This window comes from Actinomadura chokoriensis (assembly GCF_041463665.1).
Taxonomy (GTDB): Bacteria; Actinomycetota; Actinomycetes; order Streptosporangiales; family Streptosporangiaceae; genus Spirillospora; species Spirillospora chokoriensis_A.
In genome coordinates this window covers 80,328-100,154 of record NZ_JAXCEJ010000028.1, presented here as the reverse complement: position 1 = coordinate 100,154, position 19,827 = coordinate 80,328, and the positions used below count along the sequence as shown (strand labels likewise).

The 19,827-nt window shown below is 74.6% G+C and carries 12 protein-coding genes; 7 read left to right on the top strand and 5 right to left on the bottom strand.

Annotated elements, in window-relative coordinates:
* The 5 genes from SM418_RS32350 to SM418_RS32330 form a co-directional block, all read left to right on the top strand.
* The coding region (locus SM418_RS32350; protein ID WP_371945083.1) for an alpha-glucosidase C-terminal domain-containing protein at positions 1-383 on the top strand (383 nt) is incomplete at its 5' end.
* A 2-nt stretch (positions 384-385) separates the two neighbouring features.
* Positions 386-1,798, top strand: a complete 1,413-nt coding sequence (locus SM418_RS32345) for a maltokinase N-terminal cap-like domain-containing protein (protein WP_371945084.1) — start codon at positions 386-388, stop codon at positions 1,796-1,798.
* Between the two features lie 158 nt (positions 1,799-1,956).
* Positions 1,957-2,958: a C40 family peptidase gene (locus tag SM418_RS32340; protein ID WP_371945085.1), complete on the top strand. Its 1,002-nt coding sequence runs from the start codon at positions 1,957-1,959 to the stop codon at positions 2,956-2,958.
* A 254-nt stretch (positions 2,959-3,212) separates the two neighbouring features.
* A complete protein-coding gene (locus tag SM418_RS32335; protein WP_371945086.1) occupies positions 3,213-4,370 on the top strand; it encodes a rod shape-determining protein in 1,158 nt (385 codons plus the stop codon).
* Positions 4,371-4,392: 22 nt separating this feature from the next.
* Positions 4,393-5,331, top strand: coding sequence for an MBL fold metallo-hydrolase (locus SM418_RS32330; protein ID WP_371945087.1), 939 nt, complete (start codon positions 4,393-4,395; stop codon positions 5,329-5,331).
* A gap of 36 nt (positions 5,332-5,367) precedes the next feature.
* On the opposite strand, the gene SM418_RS32325 is transcribed toward SM418_RS32330, so the two are convergent.
* The 5 genes from SM418_RS32325 to SM418_RS32305 all read right to left on the bottom strand — a co-directional run bounded on the left by SM418_RS32325 (position 5,368) and on the right by SM418_RS32305 (position 15,344).
* A complete protein-coding gene (locus tag SM418_RS32325) occupies positions 5,368-7,368 on the bottom strand; it encodes a YehQ family protein (RefSeq protein ID WP_371945088.1) in 2,001 nt (666 codons plus the stop codon).
* Entirely contained in the window at positions 7,365-8,522 is a 1,158-nt protein-coding gene (locus SM418_RS32320; protein WP_371945089.1) for a VWA domain-containing protein, read from the bottom strand. The genes SM418_RS32325 and SM418_RS32320 overlap by 4 nt, the downstream gene beginning before the upstream one ends.
* The gene (locus SM418_RS32315; protein ID WP_371945090.1) at positions 8,509-10,845 is read right to left on the bottom strand and encodes a DUF5682 family protein; all 2,337 of its coding nucleotides are present in this window, start codon (positions 10,843-10,845) and stop codon (positions 8,509-8,511) included. The genes SM418_RS32320 and SM418_RS32315 overlap by 14 nt, the downstream gene beginning before the upstream one ends.
* Positions 10,845-11,939: an ATP-binding protein gene (locus tag SM418_RS32310; RefSeq protein WP_371945091.1), complete on the bottom strand. Its 1,095-nt coding sequence runs from the start codon at positions 11,937-11,939 to the stop codon at positions 10,845-10,847. The genes SM418_RS32315 and SM418_RS32310 overlap by 1 nt, the downstream gene beginning before the upstream one ends.
* Before the next feature lie 120 nt (positions 11,940-12,059).
* Positions 12,060-15,344 (bottom strand): DUF4132 domain-containing protein, encoded by a 3,285-nt coding sequence (locus SM418_RS32305; RefSeq protein ID WP_371945092.1) that lies wholly within the window; start codon positions 15,342-15,344, stop codon positions 12,060-12,062.
* Positions 15,345-15,393: 49 nt separating this feature from the next.
* Here SM418_RS32305 and SM418_RS32300 point away from each other — a divergent pair, with 49 nt between their 5' ends.
* Positions 15,394-18,864, top strand: a complete 3,471-nt coding sequence (locus tag SM418_RS32300; protein ID WP_371945093.1) for a protein kinase domain-containing protein — start codon at positions 15,394-15,396, stop codon at positions 18,862-18,864.
* A complete protein-coding gene (locus SM418_RS32295; RefSeq protein WP_371945094.1) occupies positions 18,861-19,766 on the top strand; it encodes a tetratricopeptide repeat protein in 906 nt (301 codons plus the stop codon). The genes SM418_RS32300 and SM418_RS32295 overlap by 4 nt, the downstream gene beginning before the upstream one ends.
* The last annotated feature ends 61 nt before the right edge of the window (positions 19,767-19,827 follow it).

The following is a 19,827-nucleotide window of genomic DNA, read 5'->3' as shown; positions in this document are numbered from 1 at the left end:
TCCTGCACTGGACCCGCAAAATGATCGAGATCCGCCAACGCCACCCCGTCTTCGGCGTCGGCTCCTACGTCGAACTCTCCGCCTCCAACCCCTCCGTCCTCGCCTTCACCCGCGAGATCAACGAGGACGAGGCCCCGTGGGACGAGATGGACGCGATCCTGTGCGTCAGCAACCTGTCGCGCTTCCCGCAGCCGGTGGAACTCGACCTGCGCCGCTTCGAGGGCTACTCCCCCGTCGAGTGCATGGGCGGCGTCCAGTTCCCGGCGATCGGCGAGCTCCCGTACCTGCTGACCCTTCCCGGGCACGGCTTCTTCTGGTTCCAGCTGCTCCCACCGGACGACGCCGACGCCGACCGGATCGTGGGCGCGGGAAGGACCGTCTGACCGTGCTGCCACCCGGATCGGACCTGACCCGAGACCTCGCGGAGTGGCTGCCGAGCCAGCGGTGGTTCGGCGGCAAGGACGGCCCCATCGACGAGCTGTCCATCGGCACCGCCACCGAACTGCGCTCCGGCGACCCCGCCCTGCACCACCTCGTCCTCGACGTCCGCCAGAACGGCCTCACCGACCGCTACCAGCTGCTCCTCGGCGTCCGCCGGTACCTGCCCGACCGGCTCCGGCACGTGGAGATCGGCCGTGACTCGGGCGGCGCGAGGCCGCGCCTGTACGACGCAGCCCACGACCCGGACCTGACCCGGACGCTGCTGGACGCCATGGCTGACGAGGCGTCCATCGGCCCGCTGCGGTTCCGGCACGTGGCCGGCGCCCGCATCCGGACCGACCTCGCGAGCCTGCCCATCACTGCCGAGCAGAGCAACACCTCGCTGCTGTTCGGCGACGCCTACATCTGCAAGCTGTTCCGGCGGCTCAGCGACGGCGTCAACCTCGACCTGGAGGTGAACCTCGCGCTGACCCACGGCGGCTGCACGCACGTCCCGGCCGTGCACGGCTGGATCGAGCTGGAACCGGGCGAACCCGGCGCGGAACCGGTCACGCTCGGGCTCCTGTCGGACTACCTGCACACCGGGGCGGACGGCTGGAGCCTGGCGATCGCGAGCGTCCGCGACTGGTTCGCGTACCCGCTGCCGTACGGCGACGAGTGGGCGGAGTTGGACGCGAGCGCAGCCGGCGGCGACTTCGCGGCCGAGGCCGAGCGGCTCGGCGCCGCCACCGCGCAGGTGCACCGGGCGCTCGCCGACGCGTTCGGCGTGACGCTCGTCCCCGCGGCGGAGGTGCGGGCCATCGCGGCCCGGATGAACACCGAGCTGACCGCCACCTGCAGGGCCGTGCCCGGCCTCGCGCCGCACGCGAAGGCGCTCACCGCGGCGTACCTCGACCTGGCCGCGCGGGCGGAGCCGATGCCGGTCCAGCGCGTGCACGGCGACTACCACCTCGGGCAGGTGCTGCGCACCGAGTACGGCTGGACGCTGCTGGACTTCGAAGGCGAGCCGGCCCGGACGCAGAGCGAGCGCCGCGCCTTCGCGCACCCGCTGCGGGACGTCGCCGGGATGCTGCGCTCCTTCGAGTACGCGGCGCGGTTCCTCATCACCAAGGCCGGCACGGTGCCGACCGAGTCGGGACCGCGCCTGGAGACGCGGGCGCACTCCTGGGCGGCGCGGAACAGGGCGGCGTTCTGCCGCGGTTACGCGGCGGCCGGCGGCGCCGATCCGGCCGCGCATTCGGTGCTGATGCACGCGTTCGAATTCGAGAAGGCCGTTTACGAGGTGCGCTATGAGGCGCGGAACCGGCCGGCCTGGCTGCCCGTGCCCCTCACCTCGCTGGCTCATCTGACGGCTTGATCAAAGACACCGAAGCAAGCCTCCAATTCCAAACCATGATCACGTAAAATCGGCCGATTCTCTCAATTCCGCGGCGATCAACGGGTATCCGGACTCTCGGCAGGATGATGATCACCTGTGGAGGACGACCCGATAATGGGGGAACGGAGAGAACGGGAATGTCCATCGAACGCCACTCGCACGATGACGGGGCCGGAAACGGAGCATTCGACGGCCATACCGGCCGCACCCGCGCGGACGGCCGAAAACAGGGAATGCTCCGGGCGACCGTCATCGCGACGGCGACGGGGCTCTCGCTGACGGTTCCGCTGAGCGCGCCCTCCCGGGCGGCGATCAGCCCATCGGTGCTGCAGAGCCTGCATCTGGACACCGCCACGCTGGAGAAGGTGAAGGCGTTCGACAAGTACCGGACGCGTGAGGCGACGCAGCGCAGGAAGGCGAGAAAGGCGCTCAGGTTCGCCCGCAAGCAGATCGGCAAGCCCTACCGGTGGGGCGCCGACGGGCCGAGCGGCTACGACTGCTCCGGTCTCGCGATGGCGTCGTGGCGCAGGGCCGGCGTGAGGATTCCGCGCGTCACCTACGCCCAGTACCGCGGCGTCGACCGGAAGGTGAGGTACCGGAATCTCAAACCCGGCGACCTCATCTTCTTCCACGGCCGCAGCCACGTCGGCCTCTACGTCGGGCACGGGCGGTTCCTGCACGCGCCGCACTCGGGCGCGCGGGTCCGCATCGACAGGATCTCCGAGGCGCGGAGGGGGCAGTTCGCCGGCGCGGTACGGCCGGGCGCGCCCGCCTACCACGAATGGTCGCCTTCGGTGCGGGAGCTCGTCGAGAAGATCGACCGGATGAGCACGCAGAAGAGAGCGGATCAGAAGCCGCCAGATAAGGAGCGGACCCCCCAAATTCCGCCGCCTTCCGACACATTGCCTAAAACGCATGACAATCCCCCGATGACCGCCCCCGGACACACCCCGGCGAAACAGGCCGCGCCACCCGGCGGCCCCGCACCGGCGCCGGACGATTCCGCGGCCCAGACACCGCGAAGCGACACACCGTCGAACACGAAGCCCGATCCGAGGCCGCGGGCCATGGCCCCAGCCCACCAGCAACGCCCATTCCGTCCGTGGAACCGCCCGTGGGCCGAGTACGTCGCTCCGTAAGCCCCGTTCCGCCGTCCCGGCGCCGAAGTCCGGCGCCGGGACGGCGTTCGTCTGCCCGGACGTCCTCGTCGGGCACCGCCCCGCGTGAACACCGCCTCGCCTGACCCCCTCCCCCGCCCCCTCATCCAACCTCCTCGCCCACCCCCTCGTCTGACACCGTCCCCAAATGATCTCTTGGTGCGCGCCGGGTACTGCCGGCCGGGCGGGCTCGGTGCGGCGGTCCGCGTTCCCGACATGCCGGATCTTCGTTCGCGATGACGTTGCGATTCGCTTACCCGGCCGTGGGCATCGCGCCGAAGCGCAAGGGCATCAACAAGACTCTTGCGACTTTCGGGGCGATTGGGAGGGACGCGATGTGGGATTTCGCGGGCCGTGACACCGCTATCGACCTGGGCAGCGACACCGTGCGGATGCACGTGCGGGACCACGGCGTCGTGTGCCGCGAGCCGTCCGTGCTCGCCAGGTCCCGGGAGACCGGTCACATCCTCGCGCTGGGCCTGCCCGCGCGGGAGATGGCCGGACGCAACCCCGACGTCACGCTCGTCCGGCCGATCCGGGAGGGCGCACCGACGGAGACCGACGAGGCCGAGTACCTGATGCGGCATCTGGTCCGCCGCCACCACCGGCGCCACTACACCGCCCGCCCCCGGCTCGTCGTCACCGTGCCGAGCGGGATGACGTCCGTCCACTACCGGGCCCTGCAGTTCTCCGCCTACCAGGCGGGCGCGCGGCGGCTCACGCTCGTGCCGACGCCGATCGCCGCGGCCATCGGCATGGGGATGACCTCGTCCACGCGGCCCGAGATCGCCGTCATCGCCTGCATCGGCGCGGACGTCACCGACGTCGGCGTCATCGCGTTCGGCGGCCTCGTCACCTCGCACACCGCACACACCGGCGGGTCGTCGCTGGACAAGGCGATCGTCACGCTGGTCCGGCGCGAGCACAACGTGGCGCTGTCGCGGTCGTCCGCCGAGGCCGCGAAGCTGGCGGTCGGCGCGGTGCCGCCGCTCGGCCGGCGGCCGATGAAGCAGACCGTCGTGACCGGCCGCGACATCGCGACCGGGATGCCGCGCGAGATCGTCCTCACCACGCAGGACGTCGCCCGCGCGATCAGCGGGCCGGTGGCGGAGATCGTGGAGGCGATCGGCGCCGGCCTCATCGGCTGCTCCCCGGAGATCTCCGGCGACCTGCTGAGCGTCGGCATCACGCTCACCGGCGGGTGCGCCCAGTTGCCCGGCCTGGACCGGCTGATCCGCGACCGGACCGGGCTGGAGGCGCGGCTCGGCGACGACAACGGCGACGCGGCCGTGCTCGGCGCCGGGGAGGTGCTGCGCTCGGCCCGCACGCAGGAGCCGTCGGCGCGCAAGTCCTCGCCACGCCCGCAGGTGCTGACCACGCTGCCGGAGTACTGACCGGAACTAGACTGCCGGTCCCATGAGCGACGCACCCGGCCTCGACGGCCCCGGAAGCCCGCACCTGGAAGAGGTGTCGGACGGGATCTTCGCCTACGTCCAGCCGGACGGCACCTGGTGGATCAACAACACCGGATTCCTCGCCGGGACGCGCGGGGTGGTCAGCGTCGACGCGTGCTCGACCGAGCGCCGCACCCGCGCGTACCTGGCGTCGATCCGGTCGGTGACGGACCGGCCCGTCCGGACGCTGGTCAACACCCACCACCACGGCGACCACACGTTCGGGAACTACCTGTTCGCGGGCGCGACCGTCGTCGGCCACGAGGGGACGCGGGAGGGCGCGCTCGCCTGGGGCGAGCCGTTCGACGAGCCGTTCTGGACGAAGGTGGACTGGGGCGGCATCGAGGTCGAGCCGCCGTTCCTCACCTACACCGAGGGCGTGACGCTGTGGGTGGACGACCTGCGCTGCGAGGTCCGGCACGTCGGGACGCCCGCGCACACCACCAACGACTCCATCGTCTGGATCCCTGACCGCCGCGTCCTGTTCTGCGGCGACCTCCTCTTCAACGGCGGCACCCCCTTCCTCATGCAGGGCTCGGTGGCCGGGGCCGTCAAGGTGCTGGAGGAGGTCATCGCGCCGCTGGACGCGGAGACGATCGTCCCGGGGCACGGTCCGGTCGGCGGCCCGGAGCTCATCGGCCGCGTCCTCGGCTACGCGCGGTTCTTGCAGGCGACGGCCGCCGAGGCGAAACCGGCCGGCCTGACGCCGCTGGAGGCCGCGCGCGAGGCCGATCTCGGCCCGTACGCGGAGCTGACGGATCCCGAGCGCCTCGTCGGCAACCTGCACCGCGCCTACGCGGAGCTGGACGGCCTCCAACCGGGCGCCGGGATCGACCTGGTCGCCGCCATGAGCGACATGGTCACCTACAACGGCGGCCGGCCCCTCACCTGCCGCGCCTGACCCGGCGGAGCCACCGCGGGGGAAGGCGCGCGTTCGTCAGCGGAGTTCGGCGGTCGTCAGCAGGCGGATGCAGGCGGCGGCCCAGGTGCGGACCATGCGGTGCGGGTCGTCGGCGGCGAGGGCGGCGGCGAGGGCCGCGACGGTCCCGGCGGCGGTGCGGAGGCCGGCGCGTTCCAGGTCCTTTCCGGCGCGGACGATCCGTTCCCGCCGGCCCGGCGGGGCGTGCAGGAGGCCGCGGTGGGCCGCGTCGGCGCAGGCCGCGAGCGCCTCGGCCAGGACGTGGCCGAGCGGGTCGTGGACGGCCGGAGGCGGGGACTCCAGCGCGGCGGTCCCGTCGCCCGGGGTCAGGTCGGGGACGACGACGCCATCGCCGGTCATGACGGCGAACGGGTCGATGACGAGTCCGCCGCGGCCCTTGCGGACGGCCCCGGTGAGCAGCCGGGGGCCCGCGGCGAGCCCTTCGGCGAGGGCGTCGAGCGCGGCGGGGCGGTGCGGGCTGTAGTCGGCGGAGACGACGGCGGTAGTGCCCGCCGCGTCCGCGATCACGGCCTCCAGGCGCTGGGCGCCGGGGTGGTAGCCGATGTCGCGGACCTCGGCGATCTCGACGGCGCGGACGGACTCGGCCGCCACCCGGGGCCGGACGAGACGGGGCGGCAGGGCGTCCAGCGCGCGCGCCTCCGCCGCGAGGTCGCGCACGAGGAGCCCCGCGGGAAGGCTCGCCCAGGCGTCGCCGAGCGGCGTCACCGTGGTCTTCGCGATCCGGCCGGCGGCGACGCGGACGATCCTCCCGGCGCTGCGGGCGGCGCTCTCGGAGACGATGTTCGCGGCGGCGAGGGACCGCAGCGGCGCGCCGAGGATCCTGCGTCCGGCGAGGTCGGCGCCGGTGAGGCGGGCCCCGTCCGGGACGTCCCAGCCGCGTTTCAGGACGAGCACGATGCCGGCGTGCGCGAGGTAGACGTCGACGGTGCGGTTCCCGGGGGTGCCGGCGACGCGGCAGCCGAGGGCGGTGAGGCGGACGCGGCGCAGCCGCGTCTCCGCCCGCTCGTCGGTGCCGAGCGCCTGGGAGCGGTCCGGCCCGCCGGCGGCGCGGTGCCGGGCGTGGATCTCGGCGAGGAGTTCCGCGATGCGCGCGGGGTCGTGGTCGGCGTGACGCTCGCGGTAGGCGGCGAGCTGGGCGGCCAGGTCGTCCAGCGCGGCGGCGGGCCAGTGCATGCCGCGCCCGGCCAGATCGGCGGCGGTGCGCCCGAGCGCGGTGGCGAGCACGGGCCCCGCGTTCACGGCGCCCTCCAGCAGGACCTGGCCGGCGAGGTCCAGGGCGGCGTCGAGCAGCGCGTAACCGGCGTCGCGGCGCTCCCCCGGCGTGCCGCCCACGTCGAGGCGGATCTCCTCGCCGGTGAGGCCGCGTTCGTCGGCGGCGCGGAACGCCCACACGGCGAGCACGGTCATCTCGCCGCGCGCCGCCGCGACGGCGTCGGTGTGGACGTAGCCGAGTTCGTCCGGCACGAGGAACCGGACGGTGCAGGTCGCCAGCTCCGCCTGGGTCACCGAGTCATGCCCGCGCCGGCCAGAGGCGGTGGGACGCCGCAGCGTGGCGGTGTAGCCGGCGCGGAAGGTGCGGCGGGCGGCGGTGAGGGCGCGCTGCCCGAGGACGCGGGCGAGCGCGTCGTCGTCGAACGCTCCCGGCGACCAGGCCGCCGCACCGGGCGCCGCACCGGGCGCCGCACCGGACGCATCCGCCTCCGGTTCGGCGGCGGCCGTCCGCTGGTAGGCGAGCACGAGGCAGACGCGGTGGCGGCAGGTCCCGGTCGCGGCGCAGGAGCAGGTCGCGGCCTCCAGCCCGGCCCCGGCGGGCAGGGACGTCGCGGTGCCGTCCGGGAAGGCGCCGTGGACGCCGCCATCCAGGGAGAGCGTGATCTCGGGGCCGCCGCCCGCGTCGAGGTCCTTCGTCGCGCGCTTGACGAGCCCGCGGTTGGCGAGGGCGGCCAGGGCGTCCGGGGTGAGGGAGAGCAGGTCCGTGCGGGTCGCGGGGCGGGTCATCCGGCGATCCGTTCGGCGACGAACCCGGCGAGCAGCCCGGGCGTCATGGCGCCGATGTGGGCGCCCTCGTCGGCTAGGTACTGCGCGGTCTCGCGGTCGTAGTCGGGGTCCGCCTCCTCGTAGAGCGCGGCCAGCCCGAGCACGTGCGTCCCCTGCTGGACGAGCCCGCGGACCTCCCGGACGAGCCGGGCCCGGTCCCCGCCCTCGTAGAAGTCGGTGACGACGGCGACGATCGCCCGGCGCGGGTTCTCCACCAGCCCTGCGCCGTAGGCGACGGCCCGCGCGATGTCGGTGCCGCCGCCGAGTTGCACCTTCATCAGCAGCTCGACCGGGTCGGTGACGTCGGAGGTGAGGTCGACCACGGCGGTGTCGAACGCGACCAGGTGCGTCTTGAGGCCGGGCAGCCCCCACAGGCACGCCGCGGTGACCGCGGAGTGGATCACGGACCCGGCCATGGATCCGGACTGGTCGACGAGCAGGATCATCTGCCACTGCTCGACATGCCGTCTCGTCCGGGACACGAACCGGGGCTTCTCAATGTAGAGGCGGCGCTCGTCCGGCCGGTAGTGCGCGAGGTTCGCGCGGATCGTCCCGTGGAAGTCGAAGTTGCGGGAGTTCTCGATGCGGCTCGGGCGCCGCGACCGGGTGCCGTGGAACGCCTGGCGGACCTCGGTCGCGAGCCGCTCCATCAACTGCCGGACGACGGCCTCCACGATCCGGCGGGCGAGCGCGAGGACCTCGGGGTCCATCAGGTGCTTGGTGCGCAGGACGGCGCGCAGCAGCGTCGCGTCGGGCTCGATGCGTTCCAGGACGGCCGGGTCGGTGACGATGTCGTGGATCTCGTACCGCTCGACGGCGTCGCGTTCGAGCCGCTCGATCGTCTCCTTGGGGAAGAGCCGGTGCACCGCGTCGATCCAGTCGACCGTGGTGAGCCGCGACGGCTCGTCGCCGCCGGTGCGGTCGCGCCCTGGCTCGCGCCCGCCGCTCGCGCCGGAGCCGCGCCGGACGCCGCGCCGACCGAGGTCGGCGTCGCGGCCGTAGAGCCAGTCGAGGGCGGCGTCCCGTTCGGCGCCCTCGCCGCCGAGCGCCCCGGTGCACGACTCCGCGGGGGCGCCGAGGACGAGCCGCCAGCGTTCCAGATCAGGCGGGATCACGATTCTCCTTCTCGTCCTCGCGGGGGGACGCCCCCCGCGCACCCGGGCCCGCTTCGCCTGGCTCCAGCAGACCGGCGGCGGCGAGGGCCCGGTCGACGCGGGCCTCCAGGGCGCGTGCCTCGGCCACGAGGAGCGGCGCGGCCGGTGCGCGGAGCAGCGCGCGGGCCGAGCCGCGCAGGCCGCGGCGTTCCAGCAGGCCCTCGGCGATCGCCTCGCGCTCGCGCGGCGGGAAGAACTCGAACGCCTGCCGCAGCGCGGGCAGCGCCACGAGGAAGCCTTCGTCGTCCAGGTCGCCGATCAGCTCGTCGAGGACGCCGAGGACGGCGCCGTCCGGGTCGAGCACTTCCTGCCGGGCCAGCGCGAACAGCCCGGCGAGCCAGTCGCCGAACGTCTTCGGTCCGGCCGCGCCGCGCACCGCGCGGGCCGGGTCGGCGGTGTCGCCGAGCGCCCGGCCGAGCCCGAACGCGGCGCCGCGCAGGTCGGGCGGGACGTCGCGCCGGGCGGCGACGCGGCGGGCGACGCCGAGCGCCGCGTCCCGGTCCAGGTGGAGCGTCCCGGCGGCGTGCAGGAGCGCGTCGCGGGTCGCGGCCAGGGCGTGCAGGCGGTCGCGGTCGGCGGGCGCGGGCCCGCCGCGGATTCCTTCGGCCAGCCACAGGATCCGGGCGGCGCACTCCTCGACGACCGTCCCGAACAGCGGGCTCCGGGCCGTCCCGAGGACGCGGTCGTGCCGCCACAGCCCGAGGACGGCGCCGAGCGCGACGCCGAGCGCGGCGATGTCGGACGAACCCGCGATCCCGGCGGCGATCGCCCCCGCGATGCGGTCGGACCGGTCGGCGCAGCCGCACAGCGCCGCGTCGAACAGCACGTCCGCGAGCCGCCGCATGTCGGCGCCGGCGTCGTTCACGCGCTCGTCCAGGACGGCGGCGGCCGCCTCCGCGAGCGTCGGCCCGTAGGCGCCGGCCTCGATGAGCGCGGAGTGGCGGCGCCCGCGGGGGTCGGAGGCCTCCAGGGTCCAGCGTTCCTCCAGCACCGGGTCGGCGCCCGTCGCGGGTCCCGCGTCGCGGACGGCGCCGGGGATCCGCAGGACGCGCAGCCGGTGCAGGGCGCGGCTGCGTTCCAGGTCGCGCGGCGCCGTCAGCTTGAGGACGACCGGACCGTCCCGGTCGAGGCCCAGCCGCTGGAGTTCGGCGGCCGCGTCGTGGACGAGCGGCGGCGCGGGCGTGGCGGGGTGCAGGCGCCCGACGCGGTCACCGCTCAGCGCGGCGACCATCTCCACGACGGCCGGGTGGGCGCCCGGGGCGAGGGCGCCCCGCGACGTCCACGGCAGCCTCTGGTCGAGGTCGTCGTTCACCAGCGCGGACACGAGGCCGTCCAGCAGGTCGGTGCGGGCGGGGGCGCGGTGGCCGCGCAGCCGGGTGAGGCCCTCGGTGAGGGTGCGGGCGGCGACCAGGTCGGCGGTCGACACGACCTGCTTCCGCTCGCGCAGCCGCGTCACGACGGCCTCGACGAGCGCGCCGGCCGCCGCGTCGGGGCCGCCCTCCCAGAGCCGCTGGTAGTACTCGGGCGACGGCATGCCCGACTGGTAGCCGGTGAACGCGTCCAGGCGCTTGAACGAGTACGGGACGAGGAAGCCGCCGCCGGTCGAGCCCTCCGGCGGCCGCGGCACGTCGGGCCAGTCCGTGCCGCCCGACGCGGCGAGCGTTTCCAGGGCGGGCTTGTGGAATCCTCCGGTGACCACCACGACGGGACGGTCACCGGCGTCGGCCCCGGCGGCGCGCACCCACTCCGCCATGTAGGACTCGCGGGCCTTGTCGTCCTCCCCGGCCTCCGCCTCGCCCCGCAGCAGCGCGAAGTACGCGTCGAGCCGCTCCCCGGCGCCGTCCGGGTCGATCTCGAAGAGGTGGTCCCAGAGGACGTCGGTGTTGTCGACGGCGAACTCCCGGCACAGCCGCTCGGCGACCTCGCCGTAGCGGCGTTCGGCGTCGGCGTACCGGTTGCCGCGGCCGGCGAACGCGGGATGCCACGCGGGCAGGTCGATGAACCGCAGCTCGGCGCCCGCCTCGCGTCCCTCATTGAGAGCGACCCATTCCGGCGAGTACCCGCAGAACGACGACCAGGAGGCGTGCACGCGTTCGGCGTCCCGGTAGTAGCTGAAGATCGCGATGGGCGGGGCGTGGCCGAGCAGCAGCTCGTCCATCCGCGTGCCGAAGTCCGCGGGCCCCTCCACCAGGACGTACGCGGGCCTCAGCCGCCGGATCGTGTCCCGGACGAGCAGCGCGCACGCCGGGCTGTGGTGCCGGACCCCGAGGAACGTGACGGCCATCAGCCGGGCAGCAGGTGCCGGGCGGCGTGCAGCGCCCGCCACTGCTCGCCGCCGCGCCGGGCCGCCTCCTGCTCCAGGTAGCGGCGCAGCCGGGCCAGGTCGTCGGGGCTGTCCTTGGCGGCCGTCCCGGCGAGGCACTCGACGATGTCGGCGGCGCCGCCCGGCTCGCCGCGCAGGAACCAGCCCCGCACCCCGATCTGGTGCGCGACCGACACGGCCTCGGCCGTGCTCATCACCGCCGACAGCCGGTCCAGCGTCCGGCCGTCCTCGGTGGTGGCGTCGCGCAGCTCCCGGAACGTGGTGACCAGCACTTCGAGGACGTCCCGGCGCGGCGGTGCCTCGACGCCGCTGTGCTCCAGCAGCCGCCCGGCCTCCCGCTCGACCAGGTCGAGCTCGGTGCCGAAGTCGGCGATCGGGAACACGGTCTCGAAGTTGAACCGCCGCTTGAGCGCGGCGCTCATCTCGTTGACGCCCCGGTCGCGGGTGTTCGCCGTGGCGATGACGTTGAACCCGTCCCGCGCGAACACCATCGCGTCCGGCCCGGACAGTTCGGGAACGGCGAGGACACGGTCGGAGAGCGGGGACAGCAGCGAGTCCTGCACCTCCAGCGGGCAGCGGGTGATCTCCTCGAACCGGACGGTCCTGCCCTCGGCCATCCCGGTGAGCAGCGGCGCCGGCACCAGCGACCGCGTGGACGGCCCCTCCGCGACGAGCAGCGCGTAGTTCCACGAGTACGTGATCTGGTCCTCGGTGGTGGCCGCGCCGCCCTGGATCGTCAGCGTGGACGTCCCGCTGACCGCCGCCGCGATCAGCTCCGACAGCAGCGACTTCGCCGTTCCGGGCTCCCCGACGAGCATCAGCCCGCGGCTGGTCGCGAGGGTGACGAGGGCCCGGTCGATGAGGGCCGCGTCTCCGACGAACTTCCGGCGGACGCCGAGTGCGTCGTCCCCGACGATGAAGCGGCGCGCGGCCGTCAGGCTCAGCGCCCAGCCGGGCGGGCGGGGTCCGGTGTCGTCCTCGCGGAGCCGGTCGAGTTCGGCCGCGAACCTGACCTCGGCCGGGGGCCGCTGGAACTCGGTGGTGTCGTCGCTCATCGTTCCTCGAGGTCGGTGGGTCCGGTCAGTGCGCGAAGGGCGTTCAGTGCGAGAAGGGCGGGCGGTACGGGGAGGGCGGGCAGTGCGGGGAGGGCCCCGCCGGCGGCGCGGTTCCGCCGCTCACCGGACGGCGGCTTCCGCGAGGGCCTCCAGGTCCGCCAGGATCTCCGACGCCGTGACGCCGTCCAGTTCCCCGAAGGTCAGGGGCGTGCCCTTGCGAGGCCAGTAGTCGCCGGGTGCCGTGGCAAGCCACACGTACTTGAGCGTCTGGTGGTCGCCGGTCGCGTCCACGGCGCCGACCGAGATGCCTGGATCCAGGTCGATGACGACGTACCGGCCGGCGGCGGCGCGGCGGGAGATCCAGCGTTCGCCGCCAGCGTCCTGCGGCTCGCCGCGCTCCCAGCCGCGCCTGACCAGGCCGAGCACCTTGCCGAACGGCACCTTCAGCCCTTCGAACCGCTCCAGCCTCCCGCTGCCCCGCTCGCCGCCGGTCAGCGTGTGGACGGGGCGGGTGAGCTGCGCGAACGGCTGCGTGATCTCGTAGTCCGCGAACACCTCCGACCAAGTGGCGATGGTGTCGCCCAGGCGCAGCGGGTGCGCGATGCCGACACGGGCCGCCTCGGCGAGGGCGAACGCGTCGTCGTCGGCGTCGGCGAACGTCCCGTCCTCGGCGATGCGGAAGGCGGTCGTCCGCTCGCCGTCCTCGGCGACCCAGACGAGGCGGCGGGCGATGTGCCGGACGAGCGGGTGCCGGACGAGGAACTCGCCGAACTCGGCCGGCGTCCAGCGGCGTCCGGTCACCATGGCCAGCTCCAGGCGGCGGAGCTGGTCGGACGCGACGGTCCGCACGTCCTTCTTCAGCCCGGCGAACGCCTTGTAGGCGGCCGGGGCGAGTTCGGGGTCGTCCTTGGCGCCGGGCTTGGGGAGGACGTTGCGGCGCCGGCCGTCCTCGTCCGCGACGGACGGCCTGAGCTGCTCATCGAACCGGACGGTGAAGCGGCGCGGCCCGTAGTCGAGGGTCATGCTCCCGTCGGCGTCCAGGCCGAAGGCGGGGACGAGCCGGTCCGCGAGCTGCTCGGTGGTGAGGCCGAGCCGCTTCGCCACCTCGCGGATCCGCGCCTGCGCCTCGGCCTGCAGCCCGTTGAACCTGACCTTCTGGGCGATGCCGTGCAGATGCATCAGCGCCACGTCCGAGCCGATCTCGGCGAGCACACCGAGGCCGTTGACGGCGTTCTTGTGCCCGCCGTCCCCCGGCCAGGCCCGGATCACCGGGGTCAGGCGCCGCACGATCTCGTCGTCGCCGGTGCGGCCGAGCTGCGCCAGCGCCCAGCCGTCCTTGGACGGCCTGCCGGCTTCGAGCCACTGCTGGAACAGCGCCCAGCCGAACTCCGCCACCGAGTCCGGATCGCAGGCGCGCCGCAGCTCGTCCATGCCGTACGGGGTGGGCAGCGAGAGCAGCTCGACCAGGCGGCGGGCCGCGTCGTAGGGCACGGCGCGCTCGCCGCCGCGCAGGAGCACCTGGGGCAGCGCCGCCGGGTCGGCCCATTCGCCGATCTTCGCGGGGCGGTCGAGTCCCGTCTCGACCGGCGGCGACGACAGGAGTTCCCCGACCGCGCTCGCGGCCTCGTCCCCATGGGCGAGGCGCGCGGCGTCCACGACGGGGCCGAGGCCGTGCGCGTCCACCAGGTACCGCAGGGCCGTCTCGGCCTGGCGCCCCGGCTTCGCGCCGAGCGCCGCCGGGACCAGCAGCGCGGCGGCGTCCGGCCCGTGCCGGCGGAACCAGTCCCGGGCCGGGGCCTGATGCTTTCCGCGCTTGCCGAGCCAATCGGCCATCAGCGCGGCCACGCCGGCGTCCAGGAAGGGCATCAGCGGCTCCGCGCACGTCTCCGGAGACGGCTTGGCCATCAGGATCGCGACGGGCAGCGCGTCCAGCTCGTAGCGGGCCACGAGAAGCCGCGTCCAGCGGTACGAGTCACGGCGGGCGAAACCGTCGAAGCCCGGGAGGAGCGGACGGATCAGCTCCTCGGGTCCGTGCACCATGAGCTGCACCTGCCCGGTCTTGTGGTTGCCGGTCCGGTAGCCCTCCACGAGGGTTTCCCAGTCGGTGCTGTCGGGCTTCGCGATGCCGGGGTCCGCGGCGAGCCACGCCTGCCGCTCGCCTTCGCGCCACACGGTCCGCGGCTCCGGCGCCCGCAGGCCGGCCACGACGCGGCGCCGCGGGCGCAGCCACGGCGGGTCGGCCAGCACGGCGGGCACCGCGCCGGGCTCCGCCGGAGGGACGCGGGTGGACGACGCCGCGGCGCGGACGGCGGCGGCCACCTCGTCCGGCAGGGTCGGCAGCACGGCCGCGACCAGCTCCGCGTGCGCTTCGGCGTGCCGGCCGAGAAGTTCGTCGGCGCCGGCGCGGGCCAGCAGCCGCAGCGCCCGGACGGGGAACCGCCGCGCCGCCTCGCCCAGCGCGCCCGGCACATGCTTTTGATCGAGCCGGTCGATCAGGGCCTGGAACGCCTCGTCCGTCGGCAGGACGGCGATCGCCTCGAAGATGTGCTTGCGATCCGCCGACTCCAGATTCGCGGCGGCGAGCTCGTGAAGGAGGAACGGGAGCACGTCGGGGCCGATCCCGTCCACCATCGTGGCGAGCAGCGCCCGGGAAGGGTCTCCCCAGTAGAACCCGGGCGTCGCCGCGATCTGCGACGCCTTGCCCAGCGTCAGCAGCACCAGACGCCGCCCACCCCACGGACCGAGTTCGCCGGGGGCCGCGCAGCACTCGTCCACCCAGTCCTCCTGGGAGGGGACCAGGTACGACACGATCCATCTCATCGCCGTTGTCGAGCGGTACGCCGCCAGCCGGTCGACGGCGTCCGCGTAGTCGCCGTCGGCGGCGCCGGCCAGCAGCCCCCGGACACGCCGCAGGTTCTCCGACAGCGCGCCCCCGAGGACGGCGCCGTCCTCCCGGTGGACGGCGCCGACCCTGATGCCGCGCCACGAACCGCCGCCCTTGCGGGCCGCCTCCGTCCGGAGCAGCTCGACCAGCGCGCACGCCGCGAACGCGGCGCCGCGCTCGGCGATCCACGCGTCGGTGAACGTCCGGTGCACCTCGTCCCGCCGGTACGGGCCGCCGACGCCCATCACGGTGACGGCGGCGACCGCGCCCGCTCCCGCCGGGTCGTCCTCGCCGTTCAGGTGGCGGCGTGCGGCCTCGGTGAGCGCCGGGTCGCCGGCTCCCCCTTCGAGCAGCGCCTCGACCGCGCCGCCGGTCTCCTCGACGAGGGCCCGGACGGCCTCCGGGGCCGCCGCGTCCACCCTGATCCGGGGGCCGGGGGCTCCGCCGCGGCGGGGGTGCAGCATCCGCCGCCAGGTCTCCGGGATCGTCAGCGCGTCCTCGTCCGCGAGGTGATCTTCCATGGCGACCAACGGTAGAGGAGCGGGCCGACAGATCCGTAGGATTCCGGTCATGATCGACGCGATGTGGCGGCGGGGCGATGTCGTGCTCGATCTGTACGAGGTGCGCGACGTGGTCGCCACCGGCGGCATGGGGCTGGTCTACCGGGTGCGGCACCGGGGCTGGGACACCGAGCTCGCGATGAAGGTTCCCCGGCCCGAGCTGGTCGGGTCGGAATGGGGGCTGCGGGGCTTCGAGGACGAGGCGCAGACGTGGGTCGGGCTCGGCCTGCATCCGCACGTCGTGAACTGCGCCTACGTGCGCCGGCTGGGCCCGCTGCCCGGCGTGTTCGCCGAGTGGGTCGGCGGCGGCAGCCTCGCCGACGCGATCCGGGACGGGCGGCTGGACGACCCGGACCGGCGCCGCGGCACGGGGCGGATCATCGACATCGCGATCCAGTTCGCGTGGGGGCTGGACCACGCGCACCGGAGCGGGCTCGTCCATCAGGACGTCAAGCCCGCGAACGTGATGCTGACCCCGGACGGAACGGTCAAGGTCACCGACTTCGGGCTGGCGAAGGCGCGCGTCAGGGCGGGCGAGGACGGGGTCCCGCGCCCGGACGCCGACCCGGCGGTCAGCTTCGCCGGGCTGACCCCGGCGTACTGCTCCCCCGAGCAGGCGCGGGCGGCGGCGGGCGGCCTGGCGCCGCTGACCCGGGCGACCGACGTGTGGTCGTGGGCGCTGAGCGTCCTGTCGATGTTCACCGGCGGCCCGCCGACCCGGTCGGGGGCGGCGGGCGGGCAGGCGTTCGAGGAGTTCGCGGTGCGGGCGGCGGGGGTGCTGCCGCCGGGCCTCGCGGCCCTGCTCCGCGCGTGCTTCCGGCCGGATCCGTCGTCCCGGCCCGACCGGATGGACGAGCTGGCCGACGAACTCGCCACCGTCTACGCGCAGGTCGCCGGCGCCCCGTACCCGCGGGTCCGGCCCGCCGCCGCGACGCTGCTCGCGGACGGGCTGTCGAACCAGGCCCTGTCGATGCTCGACCTCGGCCACCCGGACCAGGCCGAGGCGCTGTGGGAGCGGGCGTTGCGGGCGGACCCGCACAACCCGCACGCCGTCTTCAACGGGGGCGTCCATCTGTGGCGCGCGGGACGGCTGACGGACGCGCAGCTCGTCGGCGAGATGGAGCAGGTCCGCGCGACCCACCGGGACGACTGGATGCCGGCGCACCTGCTCGGTCTCGTCCACCTGGAGCGCGGCGACACGGCCGGCGCGGTCGCGCTGCTGGAGGAGGCCACCGGGCGGGCGCCGGACGCTCCCGAACCGGCCGCCGCGCTGGAGCGCGCCCGGCGGCTGCTCGTCCCGCCGCCGCCCGTCGTCCTGGAGGGCCACGCGAACGCGGTCAGCGCCGTCGCGCTCGGGGCGGACGCGACGCTGGCGGTCAGCGGCGGCCGGGACAGTTCGACCCCTCCCCCGCCCGGCTCCGAAGGCGGCGCCGTCCGGGTGTGGGACCTCGCGACCGGGCGCTGCGTCCACGCGCTGCCCGCGCATTCCGCCGGGCTCTCGGGCGGGGTGAGCGCGGTCGCGCTGAGCCCCTGCGGCCGGTTCACGGCCTCCGCCGGCGCGGACCGGGTCATGCTCGTCTGGGACGCCGCCACCGGCCGCCTCCTGCACCGGATCGACGACCACGCCAGCCGTGTCGACTCGATCGCGTTCGCCTCGGACGGTTCGCTCCTCGTGTCGGCCACCGAGGGCGGAGCCGTCCGGCTCTGGGAGACCGCCGGCGGGCGCTGCGCCCGCACCCTGCAGAAGGAACAGGACCTCGCACCCCGCCTCGGCGGAGCCGTCGCGGTGACCGGTGAGGGCCATGTAGTCCGGTGGGAGCCCACCACCATGCGGCTGCGGGTGTGGGACGCCGCCAAGGGGATGCTCGTCCGGACGACGTCGATGCCGCGGGCACGCGTCACGCTCAGCGCGGGCGGCCGCGTCGCGCTCGCCGTGACCGAGACGGAGTTGCGCGTCTGGGACGCCGTGGCGGGCCGTCCGCTGAAGGCCGTGGAACTTCCGGTCGCGCAGGACGCCCGGTACGCGGTCGACGGCGGCGGCAGCCGGGCACTGTCGATCGGTCCGGACGGCCTGCAACTGTGGGATCTGGACGAGGGACGCTGCCTCCGCACGCTGCCGGGCGAGGGCACCCTCGGCGGGACGCTGACGCTGAGCGACGACGGGCGCCGCGCGATGACCGCGTCCGGCGGACCGGCCGCCCAAGCCTGGCGCCTCCCGGAGGCCGGGCCGCTCTCGCCGTGGAGCCACGCCCGTCCGCGCAGCGCGGCGGAACTCACCCGCGAGGCCGGCACGGTGGACCTCGCCCTCTCCAGGGCCCGCCGCTTCGCGGACGGCGGGCAGTGGGCGCGAGCCGCCGCGGAGCTGCGGGCGGGCCGGAACGTTCCCGGTCACGAGCGGAACCGCGAGCTGCTCGACCTGTGGCGCGAGACCGGCCGGCACGGCCGCCCGGCCGGGCTGGCGGGCGCCTGGCAGGGGCGGGAGCTTCCGGACACCGGACGCGGGTCGGTGAACGGGAGCGTCCTCGGCCCCGGCGGCGTCCTCGCGGTGACGTTCGGCGGCCGGCCGATCGTGTGGCTCGTGGACGCGGCGTCCGGCGACCTCCTGCACACGCTCCAGATCGGCGCATGGTCCGTGGACCGCGTCGCGTTCACCCCCGACGGGGGCCGGCTGCTGACCGGGGCGAGCGACGGGAAGGTCGGGCTGTGGGACGTGGCGTCCGGCGAATGCGTCCGCGTCCTCGCCGGGCACCGGGCCGAGGTCAGGGCGCTGGCGGTGAGCCCGGACGGCCGTCTCGCGGCGTCGGGCGACGAGGACGGCGTCGTCCGGGTCTGGGACCTCGCCAAGGGCAAGCGCAGACACGTCCTCAAGGGACACGGCGGGATCGTCTTCTCCCTCCGCTTCGGCCCCGACGGCGAGACCCTCCTCGTGGGCGACTTCCGCCGCGTCGTGACGCTGTGGCACCTCGACGGACGACGTTCACACGTCCTGCCGGGCCAGACCCCGGCCGCGATGAGCGCGGACGGCCGCACGGTGGTGTCGTGCGGGCACACCGTCGGCACCCTGTGGACGTCGGACGGGACGACGGGAGAGGGCACCGGCTACGTCAGCGGCCCGTCCGAGGAACTCGCGTCGATCCATGTGGACGCCGACGGAGGCTTCGCCGCCACCGTCGGCCCGGACCGCAACCTCCGCGTCTGGGACCTGCGCGCCGAACGCCTCCTGCACGACCCGCCGGACCCGGTCACCAGCCTGGCGCGGCACGACAGGTTCGCGGTCTCCGGTGGCCCCGACGGGACGCTGCGCTTCTGGGACCTCCCGGCCGGACGCCGCCTGCACACCATCAAGGCGCACAGCACCGGCGTCGAGTGGGTCGGTCTCAGCGCCGACGCCCACCTCGCGGTGTCGCGCGGCAGGGACCACGAGATGCGGACGTGGGAACTCGACTGGGACTACACGTTCGACCACGGAAAGGGACGATGACCATGCTCCTCAGCTGTTCCGGCTGGGCCTGCACGCGGCTGATCTCGGTGTCGAAGGTGCCGGGCGGCAACCCGGTGGCGCGCAACGACCCCGAGGGCTTCGCGATCGAGTTCATGATCTGCCAGGACTGCGGACACAACTACTGCGACCGCTGCCACGCACCCGCCTCCCGCTTCCGCGCGCCCCGCTGCGCGTCCTGCGGAGGGAGACTCGCCCCCGGCGCGAAACTGGAGCAACTCGCCGGCCGTCCGCGCCCGCGCGAAGTCGAACACCATAGAAGAGGCGTCGAACTGGTCGAGTCCGGCCGTCCCGAAGAGGCCGTCCGAGAATTCGACGCGGCCCTCGGCCTCCGCCCCGACTACGCGGACGCCTACTACTGGCGCGGCGGCGCCCTGACCCAGCTGAACCGGCCCGCCGAAGCCCTGAACTCCTTCGAGGACGCCGTCCGCTGCAACCCGTCCGATGTGGCGGCACTCTACGAGAAGGCGGGCGCCCTCTCCCGGCTGGAGCGAACCGACGAGGCCCTCGCCGCCTACGAGCAGGTGATCGCCCTCCAGCCCGGCTACCCCGCCCCGCACCTCGGCCGCGCGCTCGTCTTCCTCGACGTCGACCGCGACACCGACGCCCTGGCCGTGGCCGACCACCTCATCGCCTTGATCGACTCCGGCCGGACCAGGGGCGGGCGCCAGTACGACGCCGCCGACGCCCACAGCATCAAGGGAGCCGCCCTGGTCCGGCTGGGCCGCTACGAGGAAGCGCTCCTCGCCATCGACTACGCCATAGACAACGGTCCCGACTCCTGGAACAACTACTTCAACAAGTCCTACGCCCTGGAACGCCTCGGTCGGCTGGAGGAATCGGAGGTGGCCCGAGGGATAGCCGACTCCTTGCGCAACTCCTGATCTCGAAACCGGCGCGAGCGTCCTCCCGGTGCCCCTCGCCTGGCCGGCAGTGGTGTTCGTG

Bases quoted from the DNA above. Each gene is read 5' to 3' on its own strand.
- SM418_RS32340 (WP_371945085.1), top strand. From the start codon at position 1,957: ATGTCCATCGAACGCCACTCGCACGATGACGGGGCCGGAAACGGAGCA.
- SM418_RS32305 (WP_371945092.1), bottom strand. From the start codon at position 15,344: ATGGAAGATCACCTCGCGGACGAGGACGCGCTGACGATCCCGGAGACC.
- SM418_RS32295 (WP_371945094.1), top strand. From the start codon at position 18,861: ATGACCATGCTCCTCAGCTGTTCCGGCTGGGCCTGCACGCGGCTGATC.
- SM418_RS32330 (WP_371945087.1), top strand. From the start codon at position 4,393: ATGAGCGACGCACCCGGCCTCGACGGCCCCGGAAGCCCGCACCTGGAA.
- SM418_RS32335 (WP_371945086.1), top strand. From the start codon at position 3,213: ATGACGTTGCGATTCGCTTACCCGGCCGTGGGCATCGCGCCGAAGCGC.
- SM418_RS32315 (WP_371945090.1), bottom strand. From the start codon at position 10,845: ATGGCCGTCACGTTCCTCGGGGTCCGGCACCACAGCCCGGCGTGCGCG.
- SM418_RS32310 (WP_371945091.1), bottom strand. From the start codon at position 11,939: ATGAGCGACGACACCACCGAGTTCCAGCGGCCCCCGGCCGAGGTCAGG.
- SM418_RS32325 (WP_371945088.1), bottom strand. From the start codon at position 7,368: ATGACCCGCCCCGCGACCCGCACGGACCTGCTCTCCCTCACCCCGGAC.
- SM418_RS32300 (WP_371945093.1), top strand. From the start codon at position 15,394: ATGATCGACGCGATGTGGCGGCGGGGCGATGTCGTGCTCGATCTGTAC.